This is a genomic window from Cereibacter sphaeroides 2.4.1 (assembly GCF_000012905.2).
GTDB classification, from domain to species: domain Bacteria; phylum Pseudomonadota; class Alphaproteobacteria; order Rhodobacterales; family Rhodobacteraceae; genus Cereibacter_A; species Cereibacter_A sphaeroides.
The window spans coordinates 1-15,856 of the sequence record NC_007490.2 but is presented as its reverse complement, the minus strand read 5'-3'; the positions used below and the strand labels follow the sequence as shown (position 1 = coordinate 15,856).

Annotated in this window: 17 protein-coding genes and 4 pseudogenes; 11 read left to right on the top strand and 10 right to left on the bottom strand. The window is 65.6% G+C overall.

Annotated features, from left to right (window positions below):
- Window positions 1–35: 35 nt before the first annotated feature.
- The 5 genes and pseudogenes from RSP_RS22545 to RSP_RS20940 form a co-directional block, all read left to right on the top strand.
- Window positions 36–476 (top strand): annotated as a pseudogene (locus tag RSP_RS22545) (transposase domain-containing protein); the annotation flags it as partial.
- Window positions 469–849: pseudogene (locus RSP_RS22790) on the top strand (IS66 family transposase); the annotation flags it as partial. The pseudogenes RSP_RS22545 and RSP_RS22790, both read left to right, overlap by 8 nt.
- 56 nt (window positions 850–905) lie before the next feature.
- Window positions 906–1,037, top strand: a pseudogene (locus RSP_RS20950) (IS3 family transposase); the annotation flags it as partial.
- Between the two features lie 218 nt (window positions 1,038–1,255).
- A complete protein-coding gene (locus tag RSP_RS20945) occupies window positions 1,256–2,347 on the top strand; it encodes a DUF2332 domain-containing protein (protein WP_011331425.1) in 1,092 nt (363 codons plus the stop codon).
- A gap of 6 nt (window positions 2,348–2,353) precedes the next feature.
- Entirely contained in the window at window positions 2,354–3,004 is a 651-nt protein-coding gene (locus RSP_RS20940; protein WP_011331424.1) for a LysE family translocator, read from the top strand.
- A gap of 82 nt (window positions 3,005–3,086) precedes the next feature.
- Here RSP_RS20940 and RSP_RS20935 read toward each other — a convergent pair.
- Both RSP_RS20935 and RSP_RS22535 read right to left on the bottom strand, forming a co-directional pair.
- A pseudogene (locus RSP_RS20935) lies at window positions 3,087–3,428 on the bottom strand (IS66 family transposase); the annotation flags it as partial.
- 42 nt (window positions 3,429–3,470) lie between these two features.
- Window positions 3,471–4,274, bottom strand: a complete 804-nt coding sequence (locus RSP_RS22535; protein ID WP_227590691.1) for a plasmid pRiA4b ORF-3 family protein — start codon at window positions 4,272–4,274, stop codon at window positions 3,471–3,473.
- 179 nt (window positions 4,275–4,453) lie between these two features.
- On the opposite strand from RSP_RS22535, the gene RSP_RS20925 reads away from it, so the two are divergent.
- Genes RSP_RS20925 through RSP_RS20915 form a run of 3 tightly spaced genes read left to right on the top strand, consistent with a single transcriptional unit; the run spans window position 4,454 to window position 6,695 of the window.
- On the top strand, window positions 4,454–4,849 hold the full coding sequence (locus tag RSP_RS20925; RefSeq protein ID WP_011331421.1) for a DUF3768 domain-containing protein: 396 nt from the start codon (window positions 4,454–4,456) through the stop codon (window positions 4,847–4,849).
- A gap of 50 nt (window positions 4,850–4,899) precedes the next feature.
- Window positions 4,900–6,345, top strand: coding sequence for a DUF4942 domain-containing protein (locus RSP_RS20920; protein ID WP_011331420.1), 1,446 nt, complete (start codon window positions 4,900–4,902; stop codon window positions 6,343–6,345).
- Window positions 6,342–6,695, top strand: a complete 354-nt coding sequence (locus RSP_RS20915) for a hypothetical protein (protein ID WP_017140531.1) — start codon at window positions 6,342–6,344, stop codon at window positions 6,693–6,695. The genes RSP_RS20920 and RSP_RS20915 overlap by 4 nt, the downstream gene beginning before the upstream one ends.
- Window positions 6,696–7,287: 592 nt before the next feature.
- On the opposite strand, the gene RSP_RS20910 is transcribed toward RSP_RS20915, so the two are convergent.
- The 4 genes from RSP_RS20910 to RSP_RS20895 form a co-directional block, all read right to left on the bottom strand.
- Window positions 7,288–7,701: a type II toxin-antitoxin system VapC family toxin gene (locus RSP_RS20910; protein WP_011331418.1), complete on the bottom strand. Its 414-nt coding sequence runs from the start codon at window positions 7,699–7,701 to the stop codon at window positions 7,288–7,290.
- A complete protein-coding gene (locus tag RSP_RS20905) occupies window positions 7,701–7,913 on the bottom strand; it encodes a type II toxin-antitoxin system VapB family antitoxin (protein WP_017140533.1) in 213 nt (70 codons plus the stop codon). Before RSP_RS20905 ends, RSP_RS20910 begins: the two co-directional genes overlap by 1 nt.
- A 62-nt stretch (window positions 7,914–7,975) precedes the next feature.
- Window positions 7,976–8,647, bottom strand: a complete 672-nt coding sequence (locus tag RSP_RS20900) for an SOS response-associated peptidase (RefSeq protein WP_011331417.1) — start codon at window positions 8,645–8,647, stop codon at window positions 7,976–7,978.
- Window positions 8,648–9,223: 576 nt separating this feature from the next.
- Window positions 9,224–9,382: a hypothetical protein gene (locus RSP_RS20895; protein ID WP_023003456.1), complete on the bottom strand. Its 159-nt coding sequence runs from the start codon at window positions 9,380–9,382 to the stop codon at window positions 9,224–9,226.
- Between the two features lie 1,056 nt (window positions 9,383–10,438).
- Here RSP_RS20895 and RSP_RS20890 point away from each other — a divergent pair.
- A complete protein-coding gene (locus RSP_RS20890) occupies window positions 10,439–10,630 on the top strand; it encodes a hypothetical protein (RefSeq protein WP_017140535.1) in 192 nt (63 codons plus the stop codon).
- Window positions 10,631–10,675: 45 nt separating this feature from the next.
- Here the strand turns inward: RSP_RS20890 and RSP_RS20885 are convergent, their stop codons facing one another.
- Window positions 10,676–10,873 (bottom strand): hypothetical protein, encoded by a 198-nt coding sequence (locus tag RSP_RS20885; protein ID WP_017140536.1) that lies wholly within the window; start codon window positions 10,871–10,873, stop codon window positions 10,676–10,678.
- 154 nt (window positions 10,874–11,027) lie between these two features.
- On the opposite strand from RSP_RS20885, the gene RSP_RS20880 reads away from it, so the two are divergent.
- A complete protein-coding gene (locus tag RSP_RS20880) occupies window positions 11,028–11,279 on the top strand; it encodes a hypothetical protein (RefSeq protein WP_017140537.1) in 252 nt (83 codons plus the stop codon).
- Window positions 11,280–11,342: 63 nt separating this feature from the next.
- On the opposite strand, the gene RSP_RS20875 is transcribed toward RSP_RS20880, so the two are convergent.
- Window positions 11,343–11,969, bottom strand: coding sequence for a hypothetical protein (locus RSP_RS20875; RefSeq protein ID WP_020477363.1), 627 nt, complete (start codon window positions 11,967–11,969; stop codon window positions 11,343–11,345).
- Window positions 11,966–12,691, bottom strand: coding sequence for an AAA family ATPase (locus tag RSP_RS20870; protein WP_011331416.1), 726 nt, complete (start codon window positions 12,689–12,691; stop codon window positions 11,966–11,968). The genes RSP_RS20875 and RSP_RS20870 overlap by 4 nt, the downstream gene beginning before the upstream one ends.
- Before the next feature lie 1,302 nt (window positions 12,692–13,993).
- Between RSP_RS20870 and RSP_RS20865 the strand changes: the two genes are divergently transcribed.
- Window positions 13,994–14,791, top strand: coding sequence for a hypothetical protein (locus RSP_RS20865; protein ID WP_155731657.1), 798 nt, complete (start codon window positions 13,994–13,996; stop codon window positions 14,789–14,791).
- 54 nt (window positions 14,792–14,845) lie between these two features.
- Here the strand turns inward: RSP_RS20865 and RSP_RS22350 are convergent, their stop codons facing one another.
- Window positions 14,846–15,856 (bottom strand): lysozyme family protein, encoded by a 1,011-nt coding sequence (locus RSP_RS22350; RefSeq protein WP_227590690.1) that lies wholly within the window; start codon window positions 15,854–15,856, stop codon window positions 14,846–14,848.

The following is a 15,856-nucleotide window of genomic DNA, read 5'->3' as shown; positions in this document are numbered from 1 at the left end:
TTGGGCATTCTGGCATCGGCATGGTAGCTATGGCCATGTCGCTCACCGCCTCTTCCCTGCCAGACGACCCTGCTGCGCTGAAGGCGATGATCCTTCAGCTGCAGGCCACGCTGCGCGCGCACGACCTGCTGGTGCAGTCGCTCCGGCTGCGGATCGCGCGGCTGAAGCGGCAGGCCTTCGGCAAGGGCTCGGAGAAGATCGCCCGCGAGATCGAGCAGCTGGAGTTCGCACTCGAGAGTCTGCAGGTGGCTCAGGCCGAGGTCGCCCCGCCACCCGAGCCGGAAAGCGTCGAGACCGCGCCGGTCTGCGGGACGTCAGATGAACCAAGCGACAACGAAGCCCCGGAGAAGGCGCCGCGCCGCCGTCCGCGGGTGCCGCCCGACACGCCGCGCGAGCGCCGCGAGTTCGATCCCGGCGAGACCTGCCCGGATTACGGTGGCACCCTGCGCCTTGTCGGCGAGTGCGTTCCGTCCCTGGCTCGAGGTGCAGCTCTCCCGCATCCCACGGTCATCAAAGCTGGCAGAGGACATCCGCTACACCCTCGGCCTCTGGCCGGGCCTGGTCCGGTTCCTCGAGGACGGACGGCTGGAGATGGACACCAACCCGGTCGAGAACCAGATCCGCAGGGTGGCCCTCACACGCAAAAATGCGTTGTTCGCCGGTCACGAGGTCGGCGCCGAGAATTGGGCAATGCTCGCCTCGCTCGTGGCCACCTGCAAGATGAGCGACGTGAACCCGGTGAGCTATATCGCCGAAACCCTACGCGCGATCCTCAATGGTCACCCGGCAAGCCGGATCGAAGACCTGATGCCGTGGCACTTCCGGAAGACGTCAAGCCGAGCCGCTTAGGGGATCGGCGAGGCGCTTACCGACAAATTCAGCAGCCTGCTAGTCGTGCGGCAAGCCTCTACATCTTTGAAACCAACGAAGAAGTGCAGCAGATCGCCACCCCACGGCTCTGGACCTACAACAACAGACTCACCAACATGGGCATCGGCGGGGTCACACCCACCATGAAGCTGAAAATGGCTGCGTGAGTGCTTTGGTCGCGCCCCGCTATAATGGGTAGGCTTACCCTTCACTTGCAGGAATGTGTGATCCGTTACAAAAATTGCGGCCAGAATAGACGCGGCTTCTCAAAGTCTGCCGCGAAAACAGGGACCGCTGGTCAAATTCTTATCGAAGAAAGAAGGTGAGTATCAGAGTTAACAATTAAGACAAGATTGCGTTATCTCTCTGGGGCAAAGGTGGAGCGATGATTGACGAGACGCTGAGATTGGGTGAGGTAGACGTGAGATCACAGATGGTGCGCGCGTCGTTTGCGGATCAGGCGGAGCTCTGCGAGAGGTTCGGCTCAACATTCACGGCGGCTCTGCTACGAAGTGTGCTTCGGGTTCTTAACGGGCACACGCGGTTCGGCACACGCATCTTGACATGGGACGGCAATCCATGCGCGACGGCCGATGCGCTGGCACTGCGGGTGGCAGGCGCCCTGCATGCGCTTGTCCGCCGGAGACCTTCATGCGATCTCGCCAAGGCTTACCCTCCTAATTCGAGCGTTGGGCCTGTTGCATTCGAGCGGCTCTTGGCGGAAGCGATCGCCGAAAACGATGAGTTTCTTTCGTCTTGGCTGGAACATGCGCCGCAGACCAACGAGGTCGGGCGCGCGGCTCTGCTTTACGCAGGCATGATGGAGGTCGCCGGGCGAACCGGGTGCCCATTGTCGGTGTTCGAAATTGGGACGAGCGCTGGCCTGAACCTGATCCTTGATCGCTATGCCTACGTATTGAGCGGCCGCAAAGCTGGCAATCCGGGCTCGCCACTAGTTCTGCATCCCGATTGGATCGGGCCATCGCCGCGCGAGCCGGAGCCTCGGATCGTATCGCGGTGCGGCTGTGACTTGGCGCCCATCGATGTGACCAACGCGGTCGGCCGGGAGAGGGCGCACGCTTACATCTGGCCGGATCAGGAACAGCGCCACCGCAGGATTGCCCAGGCGATCTCTCTGTTTCTGGACGATCCTGTGCCGATAGAGCAGGGTAACGCATCTGATTGGGTTCTAAACCGTCTTCGCCTGCCGGGCATTCCAGGTGTCGCGCGAGTGCTGTTTCATTCCCTGATGTTCAGCTACCTGCCGTCGGACAGCCAGGTAGCCATAGCGGAGCATATGGAAACCATCGGCGCGCACGCAACTTCTCAGAGCCCGGTCGCTTGGCTCTCATTCGAGCTGGATCGGAATGCCGAGCCTCATCTGGCACTGCGTCTCTGGCCGGGGGGTGGCCAGGAGCGGCTCGCGACGGCGGACCCGCATTGCCGCCGGATCATCTGGCATCTGAGAACGGACTGACAGGTCATGGACACGACGCTCGCGATCACGTCTATCGTAGTGATTAATTTTCTCGCGTGGCTCTCACCGGGGCCGAACATGGTGTTGGTCATCAGCACGTCGGTTCAACATGGTCGCGTTCACGGGTTTGCGGTGGCGGCCGGCCTCGCCGGCGCATCGTTACTGTGGGCGAGTCTGGCGATGCTTGGGGTGGCGGTACTGTTCCGGCACGCTCCGTCTCTGGTGACCGCACTGAAGCTAGTCGGGGTTGCTTACCTAAGTTGGCTGGGGATTAAGCTGCTGCGCAGCGCTTTTAGGGATGCCAGCGCCGCCGACCTTCAGTGGCGTCCGCCGTCGCCGTCGGGGGCGTCCTTCCTTACTGGATTTCTGGTCAGCATGACCAACCCGAATGCGGCGTTCTTCTTCGGCTCAATCCTTAGCGCCTTCGTGCCGGCGGATTCGTCTGTAGCGTTCAAGGTGTTCGTCGTCGTGCTGTGCGGTGCCTTGGGGCTGGTGCTCCATGGGGTAACTGCGCTTGTGTTTTCGTCGCCCATGATCGTGCGGGGGAGCAACTTGGCCAAAGCCAAGATCAACGTCTTGTTCGGTGTCGTCCTTATCTGGTTGGCGGGATTGGTCGCTTACGATCTGGTGTTCGCGGCGTATCCCGTATTGAACTGATGCGATGGATGTTCTCACCTGACGTAAGCATCCGGCGTAGGCCTTGGTCACGCTGCGAGCTGGCACTTTGTTGGCTGGAAGTTCACGGCAGAAGGTCCGGCACCCGTGAGGCAGTTGTCTTTGGCAGTCTTGCGAGGACGTCGGCGAGCCAGGCTTGCGGCTCTATGTCGTTTATCTTGGCGGTGGCGATCAGGGAATTCATGAAGGCAACGCGGTCGCCACCGCGCTCGGATCCGGCGAAGAGCCAGGCTTTCCGTCCCAAGGCGATACCGCGCAGTGCGCGCTCAGCAGCATTGTTTGTCAGGCAGATGCGCTCATCCTCGAGGAAGAGCGTGAAGGTATTCCATCGGTCCTTCTTGAACATGTAGCTGATCGCCTTGGCGACACGGTTGTGCTTCGACATTGTTCCCTGTTCGGCCCGCATCCGGTGTGAGCATCCGGCAAAGGCCGCGGGCCGGGCGGTAGCTCAAAGCCGCCTGCTGGTGGTTTTGGGCTTCCGGGGCCTCGGCGCCCATTTCTTTGCCGGGCGCTGGAAGCTGTCGATGATGCGGCCGATGCCTGGGTCGTCCGGCTCGAACTTGCCGCCATGGAGATTCATCGTCTCGGCGTGAGCCTCGAGGAACTCGGCATAGCCGTGGGTACGTCCCACATCCTTGGGAGGACAGGCGCCGATGGCACGCACAAGGCGTGGATAATCGGCCCCGGGGAGAGCGTCGTCGATTTTCTCAACCCTGATCACATGATGCCAGTTGTCGCCGAAGTCGTAGATGTAATGGATCGTCTTCGTTCCGGTGTCTTCTATGACATCGAGCAGGCTGGTCTTGCTGGCCGGGAGCGAGCCGTCGTGGAAGCCCTCGGGATCGGCGACGCCCCAGCCGACGCCTCTTGCGCGGAACTCGTAGAGGTGCGTGTCGCTCCTGCCCGTCTCTCCGAGCCGGTCATGTCGCAGCCGTGCATGGTCCGATAGGACGCCCTGTCTCCGCCCATTCGGGTGACGATCCTCGCGCGGGCGAGCTGAGAGGGCGGGCCTTGCCGATCGGGTTGCAGCTCTCCTCGATGCGGTGAGGTCGATGGAGATCCGCGAAAGCGCGGATCGAGTTGGCAAGGACGCGCCGCGCGGGCGGCGCGACACTTTTTGCAGGTGCTGGATCCGCCTGACATCCCCGGTTCCGGCTGAACAGGGGTTGTGATGCCGCGCCTGGGGCGCGTCACCGGCGCCGGAGAAAATCGGCTCCCCCCACGCGGGCGAGCCCGCGCGGGTGCCCCCCAATTTTCCCCGTCACCGGCCCCTGTCTCATCCGGCCCCGTGGCCGCAGGCAGGGCTTCGCCCTCCCCGCTCTGTCCTCCGGAAAGCACGCGGTGCTTTCCGGAGGTCAGATCGGAGAGGCCGCGCCCCACTGGCGGATGAGGGCACAGACCCCACCGTTGCGCACCGAAGGAGACAATGGCATGTGCGACTTGATGGAAAATCCGGAAGCGGCCGAAGGAGATACCGCATTGCCCGCGCTGATCGCCGCGCAGAATGATCGCTTTCGCGCGACTTGGGGCGCCGATTTTACCGTGCCCGGCCGTATCGTGTTGACGCCCGGCGTGGTGGCGCTCGGTTACGACGTGCTTGTGCAGATCATGGTGGCCATCCAGAGCTTCGCCGACTTCACGGAGGCTAATGATCCCTCCGGCCAGCACGATTTCGGCGCCTTTTTCGTGATCTATGGCGGCGAGAAGGTGAAGCTCTACTGGAAAATCGACCTCTACGATCCCGCCTATGCCTTCGCCACGGATGATGCGGCCGACGTCACCAAGACGCGGCGGCTCCTGACTGTGCTGCTTCCGTCCGAATACTGAGGCGAGCGGATCGGCCTGCGGGCCGGTCCCCCCTCCCTGTGAGATTTCCCATGTCAGTTTTTGAAAAGATCGGGGCCTCCGCAGCCTCCGGCTCCCTCGTGTCCATGAACTTCATCGAGCGCATCGCCGACGCGCGCGCCGCGGCGCTCAAAGCCTTCGAGGGCGTAGGTGAGCAGTTGACCGCCGCCTATGCTGCCGCGGCCGAGGCCGAACGGGTCGCGCAGGTCGCCCACGGGGGCCATGGATACGGCCGCTCCGAGCAAGCCTGCGCCGCCTACTTCGGCGAGCGCTTCTCGGCCGAGGCCAGCCTTGCCGCCATGCGCCGCAGCCTCGATACCCGGATCTGGACGCGGCTTCTGGAAGAAACTGGGCTTCGCACCATGATGGACCAGAAGGAGCGTGACGACTTCGACCGCTCCCTCTCAGGCGAAGAGGTGCCCGAGGCCACCCTCGAAAACATCGGCGCTACCTTCCAGCGTCTCTGCGGCGATGCCGAGCTCATCTTCCTGCGCGGCCTCGCCCGGTCCTTCTCGGCACTGGACCGCCGGTTCAAGAGCCATGACGGCTTCAAGATCGGGTCGCGCGTGATCCTGGACCGCCTCATGTCGTCGGACACCGGCCATTGGAATTATGGCTGTCGCATCGAGGCGACGCTCATGGACCTTGAACGGATCTTCGCGATCCTCGCGGGATTGCAGCCCGCGCCGGGCGCTCTCCGGCGGGCAATCGAGGCCGACCGGACGGGATGGGGGCCCAAGCAGTCCCAGACTCAGACGAGGTTCTTCGAGGTTCGGGTTTTCAAGAACGGGAACGCACACCTCTGGTTCAGGGACGCCACTCTCGTGGCCGCCGTCAACCGCAAGCTCGCGGAATATTACGGCGAGGCGCTGCCGGATGCCGCGCCGGCGGATGCGCGTCCGGACATCTTCCGCAACCGCGCTACCGTGCCGGCAAAGGATCTGGCCTTCTACCCCACGCCGGCCGAGGTTGCGGCCGATGCCCTCCACGATCTCTACCTCAAGCCGGGGATGAAGGTGCTCGAGCCTTCCGCCGGGATCGGCGGGCTTGTCTGGCCCCTCCTCGAGCGGGGCTGTCTGGTCGATGCGGTGGAGATCCACCCGGACCGCGCTGCCGCACTTGAAGGCCGCTGCGCTCCGGGCCTCACTGTCCGCTGCGCCAATTTCCTCGGGCTGCAGCCGCGTGAGGATTACCATGCGGTCGTGATGAACCCGCCCTTCGCCGGCACGCATTGGATGGACCATGTGATGCAGGCATGGGCCTTCCTGAAGCCGGGCGGCCAGCTCGCGGCCATCCTGCCGGCGTCGGCAGAGGTGAACGAGACCCCGCGTCATGAGCGGTTTCGCGATTGGGCGCGCCGGGAGCACCGCGACCGCTGGAGCCGCCTCTTCCGTGATCTGCCGCCCGAGAGCTTCCGGTCGGTCGGCGTCAACATCAACACGGTTGTCCTGACCATGCGCAAAGGGAGCCGGCCATGATTGGCCGGTCCTGCCCCAGCGCCGAGACGGTCGAGCGCATCGCCGCAGCGGAGCGGCTTGGCGCGGCCATAGCCGACTGCCATCCGTCCGACGCCACCACGATCATGACCGCTGCCCTGGAGGATCTGTCTGCAGGTTTCCCCCTGCCCGCATTCCTCGATGCGACGGAGGACGCGGAGCTATGGGCGGCGGCCGCGTCGCCGGCCGAGGTCGAGGCCTATCTGACTGCCGCCCTGGACCGCGCCTTCCGCGGCCCCTTCCCGAGAGCGGCGCGTGACCGGATCAGGGCGACGCTCGCCGAGCGGGTCGGGGGGAGCGGTCGCCCTCTGCCCCGGCGCTATGGCATGTGATGAAGGCTTCTCGGTCCTTCGGCGTGAAGGACTGCCAGAGGAGCATGAACATGCGCTTTCGCAGAGGGACATGGGAGGCGGCCATGGTCAGGCGCTCGATGCAGGCCGAAAGGTAGGCTTCGAGCTCGGCCGGCGATGCCGAGGTGGCCCAGAGGTGTGCCTGGTCCTCCAGCTCGAACAGGGAGGGCACGGGCGATCCCTGCAGCATTCCGTCCAGCGCGGCCGTCATGAGCACAGCGGCATCCTCCGGCTCACAGGCCGCAATGGCGGCCGAGAGGTGGCGCACTGCCCGGAGGCGGTCCACGACTGACCTTTTCTGCAGTTCGTCTGTCATGCGGGCTCTCCACAATTCTGGCTGATCGGCATGGTCGCGACGCGCGCCCATGCCGGTCTGCCGCGTGGCGAACGCGGGGGGTGCGATGCCTGGCTCGGCGGGCCGGAGGGGGATCACCCACCTGCACGGAGCCGCAGGCGTAGGAAGGCGGGGATACCGGCCCGCCGACGCTTGCGCTCGGCCATCGGCATCGCGGGGGGCAGCGCCCCCGGATCCGGCCTCAAGGGCTTCGCCGCCTGCGGCGGCTTCAGCTCTTTCTCAGCGTGCCGCCAGACCCTGCGGCGGATCCCTCCGGGCCGGGCCTGTCAGGAGCCTTGCACCGGCCGCCATGGCGCAGGCTTCCTCGAAGAGGTCTTCTGCGGCCGCGTCCGGCCTTCGGCCGGACGCCCCGTTCAAAGCCACGGCTCCGCGCGCAATCTTCGGCGTGACCATGATTTCCGAGCATCCGAGCAGATCGAGCAGCTCATCGAAGCGCGCCGACGCGAGCTCGAGATCTTCGGCTGAGGGTGCCGAGTGCCCGGCGCGCCGTCGCGCGAGGTCCACGACAACGCGGTAGCGGACGAGCGGTGACGTGATCGGCTTCCGCGGGCCGGCGGTTGCCTCGAGCACCAGCTCGAGCGCGCCCGGGCGATCGAGGAGAATGGCAAGGAAGGCGGACGAGGCGATGAACATCACGAGCGCCCTCTCGGATCGTCCTTGAAGCCGTTGTCTCGCACGCGCTTCTGGAGCTCGAGCACGCGCTCGGCGAGGGATGGCATGTTGCGATGTGTGGCGATGGCGGCCTCTAGCGCTGCGCGCACGGAGGCAGTCTTGCTTTTGCCGGTCAATCGCGCCAGATTCGAGGCCAGCTCATCCACTTCGGCATCCTTGATGTAGAGCGCCATATCCCCTCCCGCATATCCCGCATATTCCCTTGGGGATATACTCGGCTTGGCGCCGTTCTGCGCTACGACATTGGGTCGCTGGTCATGCCGATCCCCTCCCGCACGATCCGCATTCGCTCAGCCGGATAGGGCCGCAGGAGAGCCGCCGCCTCCTCCGCCGTGCCCGTGAGCCACGTCTCGTAATCCTCGGGCGCCAGGATCACCGGCATTCGAGTGGGGTGCACCGGGCGAACCAGGTCATTCGCCTCCGTTGTCATCATGGTATGCGTGACCCACTGGCCGGCCTCGCCATCGACGCTCGGCTGCCCTTGGCGCCAGAGGCCCGCGAAAGCGAAAGGCGGCCTCTCCTCCTCGCCCGCCAGCGCGAACCAGAAATCCGTCGCCGGCGCGCGCCCCTTCGCCTCGCGGAAGCTCGAGCCGGGGATCAGGCAGCGCCGCGACTGGAAGCTGGCGCGCCAGAGGCCGCTTCCGCGCTTGTCGTCGCGCGCGTTGTTCCAAGCGTCCGGCGCCAAGGGTTTGCCGGTCTTTGCGGAGGTCTTCGGCGTGAGGAAGCCCCAGTGCATCATGACCATTTCGCGGCGGCCTTCGGTGTCGAGCCGCACGACAGGTGCCTCGTATTTCGGCCAGATCGCCGGCAGCGGTTGCGCATTCCCCAGGCGGTCGAGCTCGAGGGAGACGTCGAAGAGGCTGCGCATCGCCTCTTGAGCGGTCGTGTTGCTGTAGAGGTTGCACATTCGCCCTGTCCCCTTGTGGTCGGTCTGCAATATAGCGCGCGCGCTCCGGCGCGCCGCTCTGATTTGGCCGGATGACGCACCGGCCGGACCCGTATCGACCGCGAGCGGTCGAGGTCTCCGGCCGCATCCCGCGTCAACGCGCTATCCATGCGCGCGCTCGAAGGGGCAGGCAGAGGAGTCCCGTCTGCCCGCCGCTCGGCCGAGAGCCCTCGGCCGCGGCGCCCGTCTTACCCACAGGTGCTCCGCTTCTCTGCGCCGCGTGAATGCTGCGTTCAGCTCCGCACCTGCAGGGCCCGCCGCGGCCGAAGGCCACGGCGGGCTGGATAAGACGGACGCCGACAATCGAGATCCGCGAGGACGCGGATCAAGACATTCCGGCCGCGCTTTGCGCGGCGCTGCAAAAAAGGCGTGCCGCCGGCGGTCCGGACCGCCGTAACGACTTCGAAAGGACCGTGGGCCCGCCATGGAGCAGAACCGCTTCGTGGACCGACTGACTGACAGCGAGCACGAGGGCCGAGCATCGTCGCAGGGCGGCTATCGCCAGCCCGGCGTCCCGCCGGGCTGGCGATTGCGCTGTTACGGGTGGAGCAGCTTCACCGCCATCGCGAGGAGCGGCGGCCCCATCATGATGACAATCACACCAAAGATGGCCGCGTGGCCCTCGGCATCTATCGCCCAGCCTGTCATCGGATTGTTCAAGCGGATCCGAGGCCGCCTCGTTCTGGATGCCTTCATGGCACACCTCCTAGCAGTTTACGAAGGTGCGGGCCTGTGTCAGACATATGTCGTGACCTGATCTTGGCCCGCGTCGAGATCGAGCGGCTCGCCTGCCCCGGCACGGGCAGAGCGGGCCGCAACCCTTTCAGGCTGTAGGCGAAAATGAGGCCTCGAACCCTATGACCGCAAGGGAATTGTTCCGCCTGCCCCCAAGATAATGTGCTCGACGGGCTCTTCGCCTCCAGTGGTGGTATTGGTCAAGAAGCTGTGGACAAACGTGTGGTTATTTGCCGGAAGAGTGGCGGAGAGGGCGCCAAAGGCGCGTGAATCTAAGTCACTGCACTGACCCAGGAATTGGTGGATCGACAGCCCGCCAGCGAGTCGTTGACCCCATTCTTTGCCAAAGAAGGCGAATTTTACGCGATCTGGGTTGGTAGGGCGATCTGGGCGCGACCCCGGCGTGGCCGGGGCACGGCTCTAGTCCCGTCCGCAAGCGGCCGGGATCGGAGCCAGGACGCCCTCTCGTCCCTGCGCGGCGGGCGCCCTGCCCGTCTCTCTGAGCCGGTCATGTCGCAGCCGTGCATGGTCCGATAGGACGCCCTGTCTCCGCCCATTCGGGTGACGATCCTCGCGCGGGCGAGCTGAGAGGGCGGGCCTCGTCCATCGGGCTGTAGCTCTCCTCGATGCGGTGAGGTCGATGGAGATCCGCGAAGGCGCGGATCGAGTTGGCACGGACGCGCCGCGGGAGCGGCGCGACACTTTTTGCAGGTGCTGGATCCGCCTGACATCCCCGGTTCCGGCTGAACAGGGGTTGTGATGCCGCGCCTGGGGCGCGTCACCGGCGCCGGAGAAAATCGGCTCCCCCACGCGGGCGAGCCCGCGCGGGTGCCCCCCAATTTTCCCCGTCACCGGCCCCTGTCTCATCCGGCCCCGTGGCCGCAGGCAGGGCTTCGCCCTCCCCGCTCTGTCCTCCGGAAAGCACGCGGTGCTTTCCAGAGGTCAGATCGGAGAGGCCGCGCCCCACTGGCGGATGAGGGCAAAGACCCCACCGCCGCACACCGATAGGAGCGCGTAATGGTGTCACCACTGACGAAGAGCGGCCGCAAAACGCATGACGTATGGGCCGAGTGGGAAGACGAGGACGGAAAATACCGGGAGATCGTGGGCCTGCGTGCCCTCACCAATCAGGGCGAGTGCATTGAAATCCTTTTTCGGGGGCTGATACCGTGGAGCATCGCCACGATCACCGCCGTTCCGATCCTCTGAAATGAAGAAGGAGTGGGAGCCGCATCGGCTCCCCTCCATCTAACGTCAGCTCGGGGTCAGTTCCGGGCTCGGCTCCTCGGCCGTATCGCAAAGCCGCGCTACGGCGGCGAAAAGATCGTCCAGGCGGACGCCCTCTTCTGCACCGCGGCGCTCCCCAACGATCTCCGCCAGTTCCTGCGGGGCGTCGCCCAACGCAGCCCAAGCGCGGCACAGATCCTCATAATCTTCAGTCCGCACGTCCATTCCGTTCTCCTCTGGTGGTGCTGCGCATACGCTACCGCTTGATACCGAAAATCGAAAACGGCGCGCCGGAGTGGAAACCACAGCGCCCCGAGACGGTTGCATGTTCCCATTGTGTTCCGATAGGGAGGCGGCCTAAGGATGCCGAGGGTGAAGCATGAGACCGAAGCTGTTTGAATACCCCTACCGCGTTATCAGATGGTCCACGACCGGCACCATGATTGAGGAGGTGGCAGGTGCGGCCCACTTCAGTGTGGCGCTGGCTGCTTTCGAGGCTGCACTGAATGCGTGGCGTGACGAGGAAATGACGCTCCAGCAGGGCGCGAGGATCATGCGGAAAGGATTGCGGCCGCGGGAAGCGCCAACCGCGGACGGATCAGCCCGGTCCATCAGTGAAGGCACCGATTGATGCCGGGCAAAGAGCCGTCGCCTCGTCTTATTCGGCCGGGGCTTGTGCCCCGGCCTTGGACGGTCATTCAGAGCGAGGGGCAGTCTCGTCACGCTGTCCGATGCTATCGAGCATCTGGGCGTAGTAGCGAGCAACGTGGCGACCTAGCACCGTAGTGATCGGCTCAAGGTCAAGAGGATCATCACGATCCTTGATCTTGTTGGCGAACGCCAGCGGAAGCCGCAGTTCGAGGCTCACTCGCACAGGATCCTTAGGCGTGTATCGAGGCACCTTTTTCATACCATCCGCCAGCAGCTTCGCCCGCATGTCCATTGCAGCACGCCGCATGATGAGGCTGCGGTTGACCCCAGGATGGTTGACCAGCAGAGTCTCCACTCGATCGACACTGGCACGCTCGACCAACAAACTGAAGTAGAAGCGCTTCTCGTCTGACTTTGCTTCGGCCTGCTTTGGTGGGCGGCCGCGCCGCGGAGCCTGAGGCGATAGACTTTCGCGCGGACCGAAGCGCTCCGCGCTGACGTCAGGTGCGGCCGGCACGTCGGCATTCTGCCGAGCAACCTCCTGCGGCTCTTGGGGGCTGGCGGATTCTCCAGCGAAGATCGTGCCGATGAGCGCAGTGGGGCGACCGTCTCCCTTATGATCTGCGGCCGGGAGCCGGCGTGCACCCCCGAGGAACCCCTTATTCTTCATTGCTCGCTCCCGATGATGCCGTTGACCTCTTCCAGCAGTCCCATGCAGTCCGCCAGCGCTTCCTTCATGCGTCCGATCTCCGTCTTCCTGAGACCCTGCGCATGGGGCTCCTCGCCTTCGATTGTCCGCGCCAGCAGGCCGCGCATGACCAGATCGGCAAACAGCGCCGTCTCTTTGATGTGCGTCTGCATCACCGGATATTGTTGCTCGGCCGCTTCCTTGTAGAGCACCTGGGCCGCCGACAGCTTCGAGCGCATCATGGTGAAAAGAACGCGGACCTGTCCGACCTCGCTTTCTTGCTCGAGCTCCTTCAGCACGTTCAAGGCTGGCGTGAGTTCAGCGAGCTCCGTCGCCGCAGGCTTGAATGGAACCAGCGTCAGTTCGGCATAGCGCAGAGCCAGGCGGTTGAAGGGGTGATCGGCGCCTGCAAGGTTCAGCAGCGCATAGTCATACTTCCCACTCTCGTCCGCGGCTAGGAGTGCTTCTTCTAGCTGCCGAACGGTGGTGCCCTCGAAGTCGAGGTAGATCACGTCCATTCTGTCCGACCAGTAGTCGAACCCTTCGCCTTGAGAGTTTCGCCGATACATCGCGAAGTTCTGCTGCGGATCGCAATCAACGAGAAGCGCGGTCTGTCCGCGCGCTTCAATCGCGTTTGCCAGCATCATGAGCGTCGTCGTTTTCCCCGTTCCACCTTTGTGGCTGTAAGCAGCTATAACCTTCATCGTTCCCTCACAGTCGTTTTCACTACTATGTCGGATTCTTTTCTGCCGGGTCAACCGACTCGCCGGGTTGACGGATATGCCGGGTTGGCAGTGTTGCCGGTTTGCCCGTGTTGACAAGCGGATGGTCTCTTTCTCTAGTCGGCACCTGCCGCGCCGTCACCCCTCCGGGATCGCGGGCAGACCTGCGGGCGGCCGGCGTGGCGCGAGCCCTGCCCTCCGGCGCGCCGCCGCGTCAGGCACCGACGAGCCTAGGGGCCTTCGGCCCTCCCGGCACGTCGGCACCTGCCGCGCCGTCACCCCTCCGGGATCGTGGGCAGACCTGCGGGCGGCCAGCGTGGGCTCGAGCCCTGCCCTCCGGCGCGCCGCCGCGTCAGGCACCGACGAGCCTAGGGGCCTTCGGCCCTCCCGGCACGTCGGCACCTGCCGCGCCGTCACCCCTCCGGGATCGCGGGCAGACCTGCGGGCGGCCGGCGTGGCGCGAGCCCTGCCGTCCGGCGCGCCGCTGCGTCAGGCACCGACGAGCCTAGGGGCCTTCGGCCCTCCCGGCACGTCGGCACCTGCCGCGCCGTCACCCCTCCGGGATCGCGGGCAGACCTGCGGGCGGCCGGCGTGGCGCGAGCCCTGCCCTCCGGCGCGCCGCCGCGTCAGGCACCGACGAGCCTAGGGGCCTTCGGCCCTCCCGGCACGTCGGCACCTGCCGCGCCGTCACCCCTCCGGGATCGTGGGCAGACCTGCGGGCGGCCAGCGTGGGCTCGAGCCCTGCCCTCCGGCGCGCCGCCGCGTCAGGCACCGACGAGCCTAGGGGCCTTCGGCCCTCCCGGCACGTCGGCACCTGCCGCGCCGTCACCCCTTCGGGATCGCGGCCGAGATCTGCGGGCGGCCGGCGTGGCTTCGCCGTGGTGAGGAGCATGGCGCGCAGACGCGCGCCGTCAGGGGGGCTCCGCCCCCATCGGGGTCAAGGGCAAGGGGCGCAAGCGCCCGCCGTGCTCGCCGTCCTCGCCATGCTCGCTTTGCTGCGCGTGGCTCCGGGCGGCTCCGCGCGGCCCCTTGACCCCTCCCCCCCCGCTCTCGCCGAGGGGCAAGCCGTGAGGCACCTGCGGTGTCTCACGGCTCACCCGATGCGCCCTAGAGACAAACGTGGGACGCCCAGAGCAAGCGTGCCCCGACCAAGACCCGATGTGCGCTCAAAAATGCCGGTAAGGAAGTTTCTCCATTTCATGACGTAGCGCTTGCCTTCGTCGCGCAACCGGCGGGCACACGGATGCCCGGGATTCCGGTGTTGCCGGGCTTGCCGATGGCTGGTTGCCCGTGTTGCCGGGTCTGCCGGTTTGGACGGCCTGCCGGGTTGCCGGTGTTGCCGGGCTTGCCGATGGCTGGTTGCCCGTGTTGCCGGGTCTGCCGGTTTGGACGGCCTGCCGGGTTGCCGGTGTTGCCGGGCTTGCCGATGGCGGATTGCCCGTGCTGCCGGGTCTGCCGGTTTGGACGGCCTGCCGGGTTGCCGGTGTTGCCGGGCTTGCCGATGGCTGGTTGCCCGTGTTGCCGGGTCTGCCGGTTTGGACGGCCTGCCGGGTTGCCGGTGTTGCCGGGCTTGCCGATGGCTGGTTGCCCGTGTTGCCGGGTCTGCCGGTTTGGACGGCCTGCCGGGTTGCCGGTGTTGCCGGGCTTGCCGATGGCGGATTGCCCGTGCTGCCGGGTCTGCCGGTTTGGACGGCCTGCCGGGTTGCCGGTGTTGCCGGGCTTGCGGATGGCTGGTTGCCCGTGCTGCCGGGTCTGCCGGGTTGGTCGGCCTGCCGGGTTGCCGGTGTTGCCGGGCTTGCCGATGGCGGGTTGCCCGTGCTGCCGGGTCTGCCGGTTTGGACGGCTTGCCGGGTTGCCGGGTTGCCGGTGTTGCCGGGCTTGCCGATGGCGGGTTGCCCGTGCTGCCGGGTCTGCCGGGTTGGTCGGCCTGCCGGGTTGCCGGTGTTGCCGGGCTTGCGGATGGCTGGTTGCCCGTGCTGCCGGGTCTGCCGGGTTGGCGGCCTGCCGGGTTACCGGTTATGCCCGATTGACCGCATCGCCGTGGCCTTCATCTCGATCTGCCGTGGCGGCAAGGTCGATTGATCGGCGCGTAACCCACTCGCAGGCTGACGGAGAGCCCCGTCTGAGGCCCTCACGCTATTTTGCCGCCACCTCCGTAGCCCGAAGGTCTCTGCGGGCCTCTGTGGGGAAAATTTCGGCCATCTGCGCTGCGTAGAATTTGCGGCTGATCGTGGCTCTGTTGCCGGCCACGCCCTCATAGGCGGACTTCCCGCTCGCCATGGGGAAGCCAGCCCAGATCCGGGCGAGGTTGTCCATGAACCTGTCGAGCGTGATCGCGCCATTTTTCAGCTCCGCATAGCCAGCGTCGAGAATGAGGATGCTGGCCATGCTGTCCTGAATCGGAGCGCTGAAAAGCGTGGAGCCCGGGAGGGTTGCGCGCGAGGCCAGGCTCTCCAAGGTGGAAGGGATGATCTGATAGCGGCCGATGGCATGTTGCTGCCCCGGCGTAGCGGCGATCCATTGCCGGATCTGGTCGAGCGTCATAGTCGAGGGTGCGCGGGGCGGGGGCACGGGTGCGCTTCGGTGGTAATCGTCATAGCCGGCCGCGCCGCTTTCGGCGTGATGAACCAGCGCACGGATCCGCACGAACTCGTCGCGGTCGGTCGGCATGACGAAGGCCCGGCTTTTCTTCTGGCGGGGGGCCCTCGGCACAAGCGCGAAGGATGAGCTGGCCTGCGCCTCGAGGAAGGATGAACCGGGGCCAGGCTGGCGGCGATCCGCGGGCGGACTGAAGGAGGACCCGCTCGCCCAGGTGGTATCGGCCGAGGCTTTCCAAGCCTCGGCCGATACGGGGCAGGGGTCGAGGAGCAGGCATCCGCCTGCGACGGCGAGAGCGAGGAGGCCTCGGTTCGGCAGCCTTACGGCTGCCTCTCCGGCCTGAAGAGGACACACCTGACGCAGCAAGCTGCCCATTGCCTTCAAGCCTTTATAAATAAAGGCTTTTCGTCTTAAAAGGGGGCGTAATTTGCCCCCGGCTCCCAACGCGCTGTATTTACGTTGTTTTTCGGGGCCGTGGCACAGTGTGCCACGCGCGTGGCACGACGTGCCACGGTAGTTTTCGGCCTTCTGAGCGCTCGGATCGGCCAT